At 75.2% G+C, this 13,811-nt stretch carries 15 protein-coding genes; 10 read left to right on the top strand and 5 right to left on the bottom strand.

Annotated elements, in window-relative coordinates; all coding sequences use genetic code 11:
• Positions 1–107 precede the first annotated feature (107 nt).
• Genes ACPCUX_RS11735 through ACPCUX_RS11705 form a run of 7 tightly spaced genes read left to right on the top strand, consistent with a single transcriptional unit; the run spans position 108 to position 5,267 of the window.
• Positions 108–1,250 (top strand): mandelate racemase/muconate lactonizing enzyme family protein, encoded by a 1,143-nt coding sequence (locus tag ACPCUX_RS11735; protein ID WP_423388811.1) that lies wholly within the window; start codon positions 108–110, stop codon positions 1,248–1,250.
• Positions 1,247–2,020: an SDR family NAD(P)-dependent oxidoreductase gene (locus ACPCUX_RS11730; protein WP_423388810.1), complete on the top strand. Its 774-nt coding sequence runs from the start codon at positions 1,247–1,249 to the stop codon at positions 2,018–2,020. Before ACPCUX_RS11735 ends, ACPCUX_RS11730 begins: the two co-directional genes overlap by 4 nt.
• Entirely contained in the window at positions 2,017–2,439 is a 423-nt protein-coding gene (locus ACPCUX_RS11725; RefSeq protein ID WP_423388809.1) for a sensory rhodopsin transducer, read from the top strand. The genes ACPCUX_RS11730 and ACPCUX_RS11725 overlap by 4 nt, the downstream gene beginning before the upstream one ends.
• 40 nt (positions 2,440–2,479) lie before the next feature.
• Positions 2,480–3,922, top strand: coding sequence for a sugar porter family MFS transporter (locus tag ACPCUX_RS11720; RefSeq protein ID WP_423388808.1), 1,443 nt, complete (start codon positions 2,480–2,482; stop codon positions 3,920–3,922).
• A gap of 18 nt (positions 3,923–3,940) precedes the next feature.
• The gene (locus ACPCUX_RS11715) at positions 3,941–4,366 is read left to right on the top strand and encodes a hypothetical protein (protein ID WP_423388807.1); all 426 of its coding nucleotides are present in this window, start codon (positions 3,941–3,943) and stop codon (positions 4,364–4,366) included.
• Positions 4,363–4,704, top strand: a complete 342-nt coding sequence (locus ACPCUX_RS11710) for a transcriptional regulator (protein WP_021482310.1) — start codon at positions 4,363–4,365, stop codon at positions 4,702–4,704. Before ACPCUX_RS11715 ends, ACPCUX_RS11710 begins: the two co-directional genes overlap by 4 nt.
• Positions 4,701–5,267, top strand: a complete 567-nt coding sequence (locus ACPCUX_RS11705) for a GNAT family N-acetyltransferase (protein WP_194216293.1) — start codon at positions 4,701–4,703, stop codon at positions 5,265–5,267. The genes ACPCUX_RS11710 and ACPCUX_RS11705 overlap by 4 nt, the downstream gene beginning before the upstream one ends.
• A 12-nt stretch (positions 5,268–5,279) precedes the next feature.
• Here ACPCUX_RS11705 and ACPCUX_RS11700 read toward each other — a convergent pair whose 3' ends face one another.
• The 5 genes from ACPCUX_RS11700 to ACPCUX_RS11680 all read right to left on the bottom strand — a co-directional run bounded on the left by ACPCUX_RS11700 (position 5,280) and on the right by ACPCUX_RS11680 (position 10,703).
• Entirely contained in the window at positions 5,280–6,161 is an 882-nt protein-coding gene (locus ACPCUX_RS11700; protein ID WP_082774333.1) for a glycosyltransferase family 2 protein, read from the bottom strand.
• A gap of 225 nt (positions 6,162–6,386) precedes the next feature.
• On the bottom strand, positions 6,387–7,211 hold the full coding sequence (locus tag ACPCUX_RS11695) for a DUF5926 family protein (protein WP_043656736.1): 825 nt from the start codon (positions 7,209–7,211) through the stop codon (positions 6,387–6,389).
• Positions 7,212–7,234: 23 nt separating this feature from the next.
• Positions 7,235–8,326, bottom strand: coding sequence for a pirin family protein (locus ACPCUX_RS11690; protein ID WP_423388806.1), 1,092 nt, complete (start codon positions 8,324–8,326; stop codon positions 7,235–7,237).
• A gap of 644 nt (positions 8,327–8,970) precedes the next feature.
• Entirely contained in the window at positions 8,971–10,050 is a 1,080-nt protein-coding gene (locus ACPCUX_RS11685) for a hypothetical protein (RefSeq protein WP_423388805.1), read from the bottom strand.
• 83 nt (positions 10,051–10,133) lie between these two features.
• Positions 10,134–10,703 carry a DinB family protein gene (locus ACPCUX_RS11680; RefSeq protein ID WP_423388804.1) on the bottom strand — a complete coding sequence of 190 codons (570 nt, stop codon included), beginning with the start codon at positions 10,701–10,703 and terminating at the stop codon, positions 10,134–10,136.
• A 90-nt stretch (positions 10,704–10,793) separates the two neighbouring features.
• Between ACPCUX_RS11680 and ACPCUX_RS11675 the strand changes: the two genes are divergently transcribed.
• The 3 genes from ACPCUX_RS11675 to ACPCUX_RS11665 all read left to right on the top strand — a co-directional run bounded on the left by ACPCUX_RS11675 (position 10,794) and on the right by ACPCUX_RS11665 (position 13,755).
• Positions 10,794–11,408, top strand: a complete 615-nt coding sequence (locus tag ACPCUX_RS11675; RefSeq protein WP_076403748.1) for a TetR/AcrR family transcriptional regulator — start codon at positions 10,794–10,796, stop codon at positions 11,406–11,408.
• A gap of 140 nt (positions 11,409–11,548) precedes the next feature.
• Positions 11,549–12,217 (top strand): heme oxygenase (biliverdin-producing), encoded by a 669-nt coding sequence (locus tag ACPCUX_RS11670; RefSeq protein WP_423388803.1) that lies wholly within the window; start codon positions 11,549–11,551, stop codon positions 12,215–12,217.
• Positions 12,218–12,486: 269 nt separating this feature from the next.
• Positions 12,487–13,755, top strand: a complete 1,269-nt coding sequence (locus ACPCUX_RS11665; protein ID WP_423388802.1) for an ABC transporter substrate-binding protein — start codon at positions 12,487–12,489, stop codon at positions 13,753–13,755.
• Positions 13,756–13,811: the final 56 nt, after the last annotated feature.

Raw genomic sequence — 13,811 nt, 5'->3', positions numbered from 1 at the left:
GCGACCTCTCACTCGGGAGGGCTCCACCCTAGTGGGTGGCCGATGGTTGACCATCTACCATCTGCGGACCTAGAGTCGCGGTCCACGGCACCGACGAGAGGACACCCATGAGGATCACCGCCATCACCGCCGCCGGGCTGCGCGGCGCCACCCCCGAGGGCGGCTGGCAGGAGGAGCTGCGGCAGGACGACGTCGTGCACACCCTCGTCGCCGTCCACACCGACGAGGGTCTCGTCGGCGTCGGCAGCGTGTTCACCACGGAGGACCTCGTGCGCGGCGCGCTCGACGTCCTGCGGCCCCTGCTCCTGGGGGCGAACGCGCTCGAGCCCGAGCGCACGAGCGAGCGGCTGCACCGCACGACGTTCTGGATGGGCCGCGGCGGGTCGATCACGCACGCGATCAGCGGCGTCGACACCGCGCTGTGGGACCTCCTCGGCCAGGCGACGGGCCAGCCCGTCGGGCGCCTGCTCGGCGGGCGGTACCGCGACCGGGTGCGCCCGTACGCGTCGCTGCTCATGGACCAGCCCGACGCGCTGCGCGACCACCTCACCGCGCTGCGCGCCGAGGGGTGGACCGCGTTCAAGATCGGCTGGGGCCCCTTCGGCCGGGTCGACGAGCGGCTCGACGAGCGCATCGTCGCCGCGGCGCGCGACGCCGTCGGCCCCGACGCGATGCTCATGGTCGACGCCGGTGGCAGCGACAGCGCGTGGAGCCAGGGCTACAAGTGGGCCCTGCGCACCGCGCGCATGCTCGACGCGTACGGCGTCGCGTGGTTCGAGGAGCCGCTCCCGCCGGACGCGATCGAGGACTACACGCACCTGCGCAGGCGCTCGCCCGTGCCGATCTCGGGCGGCGAGGTGCTCACGCGTCGGCAGGCGTTCCAGCCGTGGATCGAGGGCGGCGCCCTCGACATCGTGCAGCCCGACGTCACGAAGGTCGGCGGGACGAGTGAGCTGCGGCGCATCGCGTGGTCCGCGCACGACCACGGCGTCAAGCTCGTGCCGCACGGGTGGAACACCGCCGTCGGGCTCGCCACGGACCTCCAGCTCGCCTCCGCCCTGCCGGACACGGACCTCGTCGAGTACGTCACCGGCTCGCCCTACATCGACGACCTGACGACCCACCGCTGGACGCTCGACGCGGACGGGATGCTCCCGATCCCGGACGGCCCAGGCCTCGGCATCACGCTCGACCGCGACCGCCTCGCGCGCTACTGCGACGTCGACGCGCTGCTCGGGAGCGCGTCGTGAGCCCGCGGTCGCTCGTCGTGACGGGCGCGGCGTCGGGGATCGGCCGCGCGGTCGCCGTGGGCGCGGCGCGCGACGGCTGGTTCGTGCACGTGCTCGACCTCGACCCCGACGGCGCCGCGGCCACCGTGGACCTCGCCCGGCAGGCGGGCGGGGACGGGCGCGCGCACGTGCTCGACGTGACCGACGCCGCCGCCGTCGCGGCGGCGGTCGGCACGGCCGCGGAATCCGGACCGCCGCTGCGCGGCCTCTTCGCGGGCGCCGGGATCGACGTGGGCGGGGCGGCGCACGAGCTCGACCCGGCCACGTGGCGCCGCGTGCTCGACGTCAACGTGACGGGCACGTTCCTCGTCGTGCGCGAGGTGCTGCGCGCGATGATCGACGGCGACGGCGGGAGTGTCGTGCTGTGCGGCTCGCCCGCCGCGACGGTCGGCTTCGCGGCCGGGGGCGCGACGGCGTACGGCGCCTCGAAGGGGGCGATCTCGTCCATGGTCCGCACGCTCGCGGTCGACTACGCGCGCCACGGGGTCCGGGTGAACGCGATCGTCCCCGGCCCGACGGAGACCCCCCTCATGTGGGCCAACGTGCCCGCCGACGAGGTCGCCGCGACGCGCGCGCAGATCGAGCACGAGGTCCCGCTGGGTCGGCTCGCGCGGCCCGAGGAGATCGCCGAGCCCGTGCTCTGGCTGCTGTCGGACCGCTCGTCGTACACGACCGGGTCGCTCGTCGGGTGCGACGGCGGCGTCCTCGCCAAGTCGTCGATCAGCGTATGAGCGCGCCGGACGCCCCGGCACGTCGCCCCCGGGTCGGGGCGACGTGCTGGGCGATCGGCGACGGCTGGATCCCGCCGTACGGCACGGGCGACGACCCCACCCTCGCGAGCCACGAGAGCCTGTGCCTGCTCAACGCCGGCCCCGACGACGCTCACGTCGAGATCCGGCTCTACTTCGCGGACCGCCCACCGGCCGGTCCCTACGTCGTGGTGGTGCCCGCCGAGCGGGTGCGCCACGTGACGCTCAACGACCTCGACGACCCCGAGCCCGTGCCCCGCGGCACCGACTACTCGGCCGTCGTCGTCGCGTCGGCGCCCGTCGTCGTCCAGCACACGCGGCTCGACTCGCGGCAGGCCGCCAACGCCCTGTTCAGCACGATCGCCCATCCCGTCGACACCTTCCGAGAGGACCTCCGATGACGCAGACCTCCGCCCCGACGACCCCCCGCCGGGGCACGCCGTGAACGCCGCGACGGGCCGGCTCGGCCACGGTGCCCTCACCCCGCTCGTCGTCGCGTCGACCGTCGGGGCGGCGCTGGGCGGGTTCATGTTCGGCTTCGACACGGCCGTGGTCAACGGCGCCGTCGACGCCCTCAAGGCCGAGCTCGGCGTCGGGAGCGCGCTCGTCGGGGTGATCGTCGCGAGCGCGCTGCTCGGCGCGGCCGTGGGCGCCTTCTCCGCGGGCACGATCGCGGACCGCTTCGGACGTCGGCGCCTCATGATGGTCGCCGGGACCCTGTTCGTCACCACGTCGGTGCTGTGCGCCGTCGCGCACGACGGCCCGACCCTCGCGCTGTGGCGCTTCCTGGGTGGCGTCGGGGTGGGGATGGCGTCCGTCGTCGCCCCGCTCTACATCGCCGAGATCGCCCCCGCCCGGCTGCGCGGGCGGCTCGCGACGGCGCAGCAGATGTCGATCGTCCTGGGCATCTTCGCCGCGCTCGTCTCGAACGCGTTCCTCGTCCGCGCCGCGGGCGGGGCCGAGGCGGAGCTGGCCCTCGGCCTGCCCGCCTGGCGGTGGATGTTCCTCGTCGCGGTCGTGCCGTCGCTGGCGTACGTGGTCGCGGCGGTCCTGCTGCCCGAGTCGCCGCGGTACCTCGTGATGCGCGGCGACCGGGACGGCGCCGCCCGCACGCTGCGGCGCCTCCACCGCGTCCCGGAGGGCGACGCGCTGCTGGGCGTCGCGACCATCGAGGGGACGCTCCACGAGGCGCGGCCGGCGTGGTCCCACCTGTTCTCCGGCCCGGGCCGCCTCAAGCCCATCGTCTGGCTGGGGATCGCGCTCGCCGCGCTCCAGGCGCTGGTCGGGATCGACGTCATCTTCTACTACTCGACGTCGCTCTGGGCGCAGGTGGGCTTCGGCGAGCAGCAGGCCTTCTGGCTCTCGGCCCTCACGTCGCTCGTCAACGTCGCGGCGACCGTCGTCGCGATCTTCCTCGTCGACCGCGTGGGTCGGCGTCGCCTCCTGCTCGTGGGGTCGGTGGGCATGACGGTCGCCCTGGCCGTCATGGCGACCGGGTTCGCCCAGGCGCAGCAGACCGCGGACGGCGTCGCGTTCGTCGACGCGTGGGGCGTCGTGACCCTGGTCGCGGCGAACGTCTTCGTCGTGGCCTTCGCCGTCTCGTGGGGCCCGGTGGTGTGGATCCTCGTCGGGGAGATGTTCCCCAACCTGCTGCGCGCCCGCGCGGCGTCGCTCGCCGCCGCCGCGAACTGGGCGGCGGGCATCGCCGTCAACCTCACGTTCCCCTCGCTCCGGGACCTGTCGCTCCCCGGCAGCTACGCCCTCTACGCGGTGTTCGCGGCAGCGTCGTTCGTGCTCGTGCTCCGCGCGCTGCCCGAGACGGCGAACCGCCCGCTCGAGGAGATGCGGGAGGACACCGCGTCGGGTGGACAGCAACCACTTTAGGAGTGTTAAAGTGATTGCATGATCCAAAACTCCATGACCCCGGAGCAGGCCCGTCGTCAGCTCGGCCAGGCGGAGGAGGTCGCCGCCCAGGCCCACCGCGCGACCCGCTGGTACCCCTGGCTCAGCGTCGGGCACGCCGTCGCCGCCCTCGCGTACACGATCACGATCGACGTCCTCGACGCACCGTGGTGGCCCGCCACCACGGTGCTCGTGGTCGTCCTCGCCCTGCTGTGGTCCGCCGTCGCGCGGCACCACCGGACGGCGCCCCGGCACTGGGTGCGCGACATGGGCATCGCCCTCATCACCTGGGCGGTGCTGTACTTCGTCATGCTCGACCCGGCGCTCCAGCTCGTCGGCGCGACGACGCCGGCCTGGTGGGTCGTCGCCGGTGTGGTCGCCGCCTCCCCGTTCGCGGCGTGCGCGTTCGCGAGCGCACGCCGGTGAGCCACCCGCGCAAGGGCCTAGACGCGCTCATCCACTCGCCCGTGCGCTTCTCGATCCTCGCCGCCCTGGCGAACGTCGAGAGCGCGGACTTCCGCTTCCTGGCCGACCTGGTCGAGCTGAGCGACTCGTCCCTCTCCCAGGCCCTCACCGCGCTCTCCGACGCGGGCCTCGTGGAGATCCGCAAGGAGGCCGCCGGACGCCGGACGCGCACGTGGGTCCGCATCAGCGACCGCGGGCTCGACGCGTTCCGGCAGCACGTGCGCACCCTCGAGCAGATCGCCCGCACCGGTGCGATCGAGCCCCAGCCCGACCCGACCCCGAGAGGCACCGCACCATGACGCCGACGTTCCGTCGAGCCACCGCCGCCGACGTCCCCACCGCGGCCCGCACCCTCGCCGCCGCGTTCCACGACTACCCCTGGACCCGCTGGGCCGTCCCGGAGGACGGCTACCCCGAGCGCCTCGCCGCGCTCCAGGAGATCTACCTCGAGCACGCCCTCGCGCACGGGATCGTGGTCGTCCACGACCCGGCGGACGCCGTCGTCGCGCTCATGCCGCCCGACGCCCCCGCTCCCCCCGATGACGTCCAGGAGCGCGTCGCCGCGCTGCACGGCCCGCGCCTGCAGGCCGTGGGCGCCGCAGAGCTCCCGCCGTCCCCGCCGGACGCGTGGACGCTCGCGACGGTGGGGGTCCTGCCGTCGCTCCAGGGCACCGGGCTCGGCAGCGCGGCGTGCCGGGCCGCCCTGCGCGACCCCGCCCTCGGGGACGCGCCCGTCGCGCTCGAGACCTCCGACGCGCGCAACGTCACCTTCTACGAGCGGCTGGGCTTCGTGCGCACCGCGAGCACGCAGGTGCACGACGGTCCCGTCGTGCACGGCATGGTCCGCACGCCGACGCCCTGAGCGCCGCCTCGATCAGTGGTCGCCCGCGCGCACGCGGTCGACGGCCGAGCGCATCTTGCGAGCGTTCACCGCGAGCAGCACGTCGCGGTACTGGGCGGCGCGGTGGAGCTGGCCCTTGAGGTCGTTCGACGACGCGCGGTGGCGCAGGTCGCACGGCACCTCGACCGCCACGTACCCCTTGCGGAGCAGGTCGATCGTCATGCCCGTCTCGACGCCCCAGCCGCGCGCGAGCGGCGTCGCGGCCTCGAACGCCTCGCGCGTGAGGCACCGCATCCCGGAGAGAGGCTGCGTCGGGGTCCACCCCGTGAGGGACTGGATCGCGCGGCGCGCGGCCCCCACGACGATCCCCCGGCCGCCCGCGCCCGGCTGCGGCGGGAGCAGCGCGATGGCGACGTCGGCGTACCCGTCGAGCACGGGCGCGACGAGCGGCGCGGTGTTCACCGCGGTCTCGCCGAGGTCGCCGTCGATGAAGAGCAGGAGGCGCGGCGGGCGGTCGGCCGCGTCGCGCATCGCGACGACGGCGGCGCCCGTCTCCATGGCCGCGGCCTTCCCGCGGTTGTGGGAGTGCCGCACGACGACGGCGCCCGCCTCGCGCGCGACGTGCTGGGTGTCGTCCTCGCTCCCGTCGTCGACGACGAGCACGAGGTCGACGTGCGGGATGGCCTTCGCGGCACGCACGGTGGCGGCGATGCGGCGGGACTCGTCCTTCGCGGGGATGATCACCGCGACGCGCTGGCGGACGGCGCGGCCCGTGCGCCCGTCACCGGCCACGGGGCGCGGCGTGCGCGCCCGCGTGCCGGACGCCGACAGGTACGTCGGCGGCGTGCTCGCCGTGCTCGTGGGGGCACTCCCCGTGTTCTTCCCCGTATCGGTCGACCGATGGTCCGCGTTCACGCCGTCCAGCCTAGTAGTGCAAAGAGTTGGCCGCAGATGTGTCGTCGTTCCACCAGCGGATCCGCTCGGGATCTCCGCAGGACGACCGGGCTGCGTTCCCAGGTCTCCCGGATCCTACTCGACGCGAGAGCCCGCCGACAGGGGCGTCGGCGGGCTCTCGGCGTGGTCACGCTCCCGCGTCGTGCGCTCGCGCGGGGGCTCTGGATCAGCAGAGCATGCGCGGGGTCAGCGGAGCGTGACCTGCCGGGACACGATGCCCGCGCGCGCACGGCGCTCGTTCGCGTCGAGCGGCTCCGTGACCGCGAGCGCCTCGGTGAGCCGCGCGTCGAGCTCCGCGACCGGGCCCTCCAGCTCGTCCGCCTCCGTGCCGCGGGGCAGCTCCCACACGGGGACGAGCAGGCCGCTCGACCGGAAGGCGCCGACGAACTTGCCGCCCGCGAGGCCGGACTCGCGCTTCGCGTGCAGGCGCGAGATCGCGTCGATGAGGGCGTCCTCCGGCTCGGGGCGGGCCCAGCGCAAGAACTCGCGCGACATGCGGCACCAGTACGCCGACTCGACGGCGTCGAGCTTGACGGTGGGCACCATCGACTCGGCCGCCTGGTCGAGCGAGGCCCGCAGGTCGGGCGTGATCTCCGCCGACGGGTCGAGCCAGAACGCGAAGTCCTCGTGCACGGTGACGTCGAACGGGACGGAGAGGTCGAGCACGTCCTGCAGGCGCGGGCCGGCGTCGGGCAGGGCGCTCGTCTCGATGGACGTGCCGGGCTCGGCGTCGATCGCCTCGAGGAGCGCGGCGGCGAGGTCGCGGCTCGTGTCGCCCGAGCCGGCGAGGGTCTGGACGGCGAGGAGGATCGTGCCGTCCTGACGGTGCAGCGCGGCCCAGCCGGCAGGCAGGACCGTCACGACGAGGACGTCGCGCGCCCCGTGCTCGGCGGTCGTGCGCGCGGTCGCGGTGGCCGAGGGGACGACCTCGCGCATCGCGACCCAGTCGGTCTCGCCGGGGAGCCCCTCGAACGGGCGCAGCACGAAGTCGGGCGTGGTGTTCTTGGCCATGCGCGGCAGTCTACTGGCGCGGCCTACCGGCGCGGCGGCGTGGCGGGCCGGGTGCGCGGGCGCAGGCGGACGTCGGGCAGCGCGGGCGCGGGCAGGGGTCCGCCGTCGTACCCGACGACCTCGCCGTAGCGGCGCTCGCGCGCGCCGTCGGCGTACCGGGTGCCGCCGCGGTTCGGACCCTGGTCCCCCGTGACGACGAGCTGGGCCTGCCAGTCCGCGCGGGCGCGCGCGACGTCGTCGTGCGAGCGGCCCACGAAGTTCCACCACATGACGATGTCCTCGCCGAACGGCTCGCCCCCCACGAGCACCGCCCGCGCCGGGGCGTCCGGCCCCGCCTCGACGACGAGCGTCGTGCGGCCGGGCTCGACGTACCCCAGCGACGACGGCGGCACGGGCGAGCCCTCCAGCCGCACGACGCCCTCGTCGACGAGGAGGCCGTGCTCGAACGTCGGGTCCACGTCGAGCGTGACGCGTGCGCCGGGCGCCAGATCGAGCTGCGCCCCGACGATCGGCGTGTACGTCGTGGCGGGCGAGCGCAGGGCGGCGCCGCCCACGCGGAGCGCGCCGAGGAAGACCTGCACGCGCGCGCCGTCGACCGTGGCGACGGGGAGGTCGGCGTGGTGCTCGAACGCGGGCGGGTCCGCGAGGCGGTCGCCCGGGAGCGCGACCCAGAGCTGGACGCCGTGCAGGACCGGGGGGCGCTCGCCGCGCGGCGACTCCTCCGAGTGCGAGATGCCGCGGCCCGCGGTCATGAGGTTGAGCTCGCCGGGCCGCACCGTCTGGAGCGACCCGACGGCGTCGCGGTGCAAGATCTCCCCCGCGAACAGCCACGTGACCGTCTGGAGCCCGGTGTGGGGGTGCGGCGGCACCTGCATGCCGTCGGTGCCGTCGCCGATCGCGGGCAGCGGGTCGGGCCCGTAGTGGTCGAGGAAGCACCATGCGCCGACGAGCGACCGCGCACGCTGCGGGATCGTGCGCCGCACCCGCATCGCCCGGGTGCCCCCGAGCGGGACGTCGCGGTGCTCGAGGATCTCGACCGCGGCGCCTCCGCCGTCGTCGTGGGGCGCGCCCGCCGAGCAGACGCACTCCTCGGGCCGGGTCTCGAGGTTGCTCATGGCACGAGCGTAGGCGCGCGGGGCGGAGCCGTCCTGCGCCTGTCGACGGTCTTCGCGTCGGGCCGTGCCCGCGGGAGAATGGGGACGAGGCCCCTCGGAGCAGGATTCCGAGGGGCCTCGCCGTGTCCGCGCGACCCCGGGGCGGTCGGGCCGGGTGGCCCGTCGGGGCGCCGCTCGCGACGTGGCGGCCCGGCGCCCTCGCGTCCGCCCGGGTGCCCGGGCAGGTGCGGTGACGCCGATCGCGGTCGGCCTTCCGGGTCCGGTAGGAACCTGCGCCGTCGCGCGCAGCCCCGCAGCAGGGGGTGGCGGGTCGTCCACCGTTCTCCGGTCGGCCGTGCCCTCGCGTGCGCGGCGAGACGTCGTGCGGTCCTGGCGAGGCCCTCAGACCCCTGCGTGATGCGTGCCGGAACCCCGTCGTCCGTGTGCGCCCGTCCGGGCCGTTACGGACGTTTGTAGTCCTCGGCCCGGGGGTCTGCAAGAGTTCCCACCGTTGTCATTTGGGCCGGCCGGATCACCACAGGTTCGTCCACAGGACGGCCCGCGCCGTTCCCACGCCGCCCACAGGCCTGTGGATGAATTCTGTGGACAGGCCTCGCCGCGAGCCAGGCCCGTCCGACCCCGCGGCGCGGCCCGTGCGCACGCCCTCAGACCCAGAACCGCGCCGACGGTGCCGCCGCCGGGGAGAGCCGCTCGTCGAGGTCGAGGTCGCGCACGACGAACCCGCCGTCGTCGACGAGCGTCCCCGCGAGCCGGCCCTGGAGCATCGCCGCGAGCCGGGCGAGCAGCACCCGGGCACGCGAACGCGCGATGACGTGCAGCCCCGAGGGCCGCTCGACCGCGAGCTCGTCCGGCTCGGTCGGCACCCACGTGAGGCGGTAGGCGTGCGGCCCGTGCTCGCGCCAGTCGAGGCCGTCGAGCGCGAGCGGGACCCGCGCGACGCGTCGGGCCTCGAGCCGCACCTCGCCGTCGTACGGCGTCTCGCCCGACAGCACGTACTCCGCGAGGCCGTCCGCGCCCGGCCGCACCGCGACGACCCCCGCGCCGGGGACCGTCGTGCGCAGGACGCCGAGCGCGTCGTCGGGCCCGAGCACGTGGGCGCTGTAGAGCGTGAGGTCGACGCCCGACGCCGGGTCGGGCGTGAGCACGGTCCGGCCGTCCGCGACGACCGCGCCGCCGACGCGCCGGGCCGCGGCGACGGCCCAGCCCAGCACGCGGAGCTCGAGCCCCTGCGGCAGGCCTGCCGGGAACGCGCGCACCAGCCCGTCGCGGTCGTCGGTCAGGGAGCCGGTCGACGTGCCGGTCGACGTGCCGGTCGACGTGCCGGTCGACGTGTCGGCCCAGGCGCCGGTCCGCGCGCGGGGCGCGAGCCGCGCGTCGGGGTGGTCGACGTGGAGCGCGAACGCCTCGGCGCCCCCGCCCGCGAGGCCGAGCGCCTGCGTCTGCGGCGGCGTGAGCGCGAAGGGCCCGACGGCGCGCGCGCCCTCGGCGAGGCGCAGCTCGCCCGGTGCGACGACGCCGTCGGGCACCACGCCACGGAACCGCGCACCGGCCATGGGGCGCGCCGCTCCCCCGCCGCCCGGCGGGGTCGTCCAGGCCGCGCCGACGAACCAGGCGCGCGCGAGCGCGTCCACGGGCGTGCGGACCGCGCCGCGCGAGCGGGGCGTCGCGAGCAGGTGCGCACCGGCGTGCGCGTCCGGCACCAGGCCGGCGACGGGGGCGTCCATGACCGGAACGTAGAGCGCCCCGGAGGCGACGGTGTTACGGCGGTGTCACGAGCGTGGGTCCGCTCACCGGGACCCCGCGGGCGTCAGGCGCCGACGTCGTGGAGGTGGTGGACGACGTCGTGCACGAAGTACTGCCCCAGCGTCCGGACGGTGAAGACCGACCCGTTCGAGCGCCGGCCGGGACGCTCCCACTGGTCGGGGACGAGCGCGTCGAAGCGGCCCGCGACGCGGTCGCCCGCGATCCGGAGCTCGCGCGCGACCACGGCCGGGTCCTGGTGCGCGTAGTCCTCCGCGACCGCGGTCGCGTCCTGGTCCCAGTTGGCGAACCGCGGGTCGTCGCCCTCGACCATGGACTGCACGCGCACGTCGAACACGGAGAAGACGTCGCGGACGTGCGCGGCGTACTCGAGCACCGACCACGTCGTCGGGTCGGGGCGGGTCCGCGCGTCGGGGCGGCCCAGGGCCGCGACGTAGCGCGGGACGGCGTCGCGCACGACGGCGCCCACGCGGTCGGGCGTGACCTCGCGGGCGACGAACCCGCACTCGGGGCACGGCCGTTCCATGACCCACGTCCAGTCCTTGGTGTCCGCGGGGACGGGCGGGAACTCCGGGTCCGGGGCGGGGACGCCCTCGGGCGACGCGGTCGTGTCCATGGCGGCAGTGTGCCAGACGGCGCAGCGCCCTTCCCGGGGCCCGGATCGTCGGGGATTAGCGTTCTGACACGACCTGCCTATGATGTCAGCATGCCCAAGATCATCGGAGGGTCCCTCCACGAGCACCGCGCCCAGACCCGGCAGAAGCTCTTCGCGGCGCTCTCGACCCTCATGATGGACCGGGGCTTCGACGCCATCTCGCTCGCGGACATCGCCGCCGCCGCCGGGGTCGGCCGCACCGCGGTGTACAACCACTTCCCCGACAAGGAGGCCCTGCTCCTCGGGTTCATCACCCACGAGACGGAGCAGTACGTGGGGACGCTGGAGCGCGCGCTGGAGCACGTGGACGACCCGGTCGAGCAGCTGCGCACGTACATCCGCCAGCAGGCCCAGCTCAAGCGCATCTTCCACCTCGCGCCGGGGCCGGACCTGCGCACCGTGCTCTCGCGCACCACGCGCCAGCGGCTGCGCGAGCACGCCGAGCTCGTCGAGGCGATCCTGCGCCGCATCGTCCGGTCGGGGATCGAGGCGGGCGAGTTCCCCGCGCAGGACATCGACACGACCGTCCAGCTCGTCAACGCGTGCCTGTCCGGGCGGCTCGTGCCCGACGACCCCGCCGCGCGCGAGCAGGCGATCGAGGCGACGGAGGCGTTCGTGCTGCGCGCCGTGGGGGCCGACGCGACCTCGCCCGCGCTCGCGGGCTGACGTCCTGCCCGCTCGGCGCGGCCGATGACGGACAGAGGATAGGCAAGCCTCACCTCTGTGGGTTACAGTTCCTGACGCATCGTCATGACACGGCGTCAGGACGTGCTGTCCCGCCCCGACGCACCCGCAGGAGCCACCCCGTGACTGCCCTCACCCACGACCTCCACCGCGCCGACGAGTCCGTCCCGCTGTCGCAGCGGCTGCGCGAGGGCACGCGCCCCGAGCACGAGCAGGCCGAGGGCTCCGGGTTCGTCGAGCGGCTCATGTCCGGGCGCCTCGACGTCGCCGCGTACGCCGACCTCGCCGCCCAGCAGTGGGCCATCTACGGCGCGCTCGAGGACGCGAGCGCCGCGATGCGCGACGACACCCAGGGCGCGAGCCTCGTGTTCGACGAGCTGACGCGCACGCCCGAGATCGAGAAGGACCTCACGTTCCTCGTGGGCCCCGACTGGGCCGAGCGCGTGACGATCCACCCCGCGACCGAGCGCTACGTCGCCCGCCTGCGCACGGTCGGCGGGTCGCTGCCGGCATACGCCGCGCACGCCTACACGCGCTACCTCGGCGACCTCTCGGGCGGGCAGATCATCAAGCGCATGCTCGAGCGCCACTACGGGCTCTCCGGCGACGGCCTCGCCTTCTACACGTTCGTCGAGATCCCCAAGTCCAAGCCGTTCAAGGACGTCTACCGCGAGCGCCTCGACGCCCTGGTCCTCGCGCCCGAGCAGCTCGACGAGACCGTCGCCGAGGCCAAGCACGCCTTCCGCCTCAACAGCGACCTCTTCGCAGACCTCGGCGCCGCCCACCCGTAGCCCTTGGATCGGCCGCGCCCACCATCCCGGCTCCGTCGACCATGCGGTTGCGGCTCGTCTGATCCGACTGACGGGCCAGAACCCGATGCTCGCCGGGGGCGGGCGGGCAGGCTCCGGGCGGCGGGCGGGGAGCGGGCGACCGCGCGCGGCGTGAGGCGTGTTACCTCGTCGGCGGTCGAGAAACGTCCTCGGGTCAGGTTAGGCTCGTCTTACCTGGTGGCGGCGGCCGTGGCGGCCGCGCCCTCGGACCGCTTCCTGGAGTACTCCCCATGCCTCACGCTGCCCGCCCTGCGCCGTACCCCGGCTCGTCGCCGCGCCGCCCGACGTCGCCCGCAGGCACGCCGGGTGCCGCGCCCCGCCGCGCACGCCGGACCGTGACCGCGCTGGCCGGGGCGGGCGCCGTCGTCCTGCTGGGCCTGGTCGCCGCGTGCGCGCCGCTCCCCTACGAGCCGCCCGCGACGCCGTCGGCCGCGGCGAGCCAGGACGCGGAGCCCGTCGAGGCGACCCCGACCGACACCCCGACGACCACGGCGCCCGCCTGCACGACGCTCGAGGAGTCCCGGGCCGCGGGCGGCGGCTCCGACGTCGACCCCGCGTCGTTCCCCACCGGGCCCACGAGCGCGACGTTCGCCGACGACGCGATCCACCCGGTCGCCGAGGCGCCCGCCCCGCAGCTCCCGGTGACGGTCGAGTCGGTCGACGGGCGCCAGGTCGAGATCACCGACGTGAGCCGCATCATCCCCGTCGACCTGTACGGGACGCTCGGCGAGATCGTCTACAGCCTGGGGCTGGGCGCGAACGTCGTGGGCCGCGACCTGCCGACCGGCTTCCCCGAGGCCGCGGACGTCCCCGTCGTCACGGGCGCCGGCCACGCGCTCGACGTCGAGGCGATCCTCGGGCTCGACCCGTCCGTGATCCTCACCGACGCGACGATCCTCACCGACGACGTGCGCGGCCAGCTCGAGAGCTCGGGCATCCCCGTCGTGTACTTCGACGAGGCCCGCACGCTCGACGGCGTCGACGACCGGATCCGCGCGGTCGCGACCGCGCTGGGCGTGCCCGAGCAGGGCGAGGCGCTCGTCGAGCGCACGGACCGGCAGATCTGCGGGGCCCTGGCCGCGGTGCCGCAGGACACCGGGACGCCCCGCGTCGCGTTCCTCTACCTGCGCGGGTCGAACATCAAGATGCTCTTCGGGCCCGGCTCCGGAGCCGACGACCTGATCCGCGAGATCGGCGGCGAGGACGCCGGGACCGCGATCGGCCTCACGCAGCAGTACGCGCCGGTCACGAGCGAGGCGATCATCAGCGCCGCGCCCGACGCCTACCTCGTCATGACCGACGGGCTCGCGTCGATGGGCGGACTCGACGCCATGATGGCGATCCCCGGCCTCGCGCAGACGCCCGCGGGCGAGGCGCGCCGCGTCGTCGACATGGACGGCTCGCGCCTGCTCACGTTCGGCCCCCGCACCGGGTCCACGATCGCGTCGCTCGTCGAGGCCTTCTACGGCGTGCCCGCGCCGGAGCTCCCGGCGTCGTGAGCGCGCCCGCCACCCGCCCTCTCGGCACGCCCGAGGACGCGCCCGGTCCCGAGGGC

The organism is Cellulosimicrobium sp. AB352 (genome assembly GCF_049538415.1).
GTDB classification, from domain to species: domain Bacteria; phylum Actinomycetota; class Actinomycetes; order Actinomycetales; family Cellulomonadaceae; genus Cellulosimicrobium; species Cellulosimicrobium funkei.
This window is presented reverse-complemented; position numbering and strand designations above follow the sequence as displayed.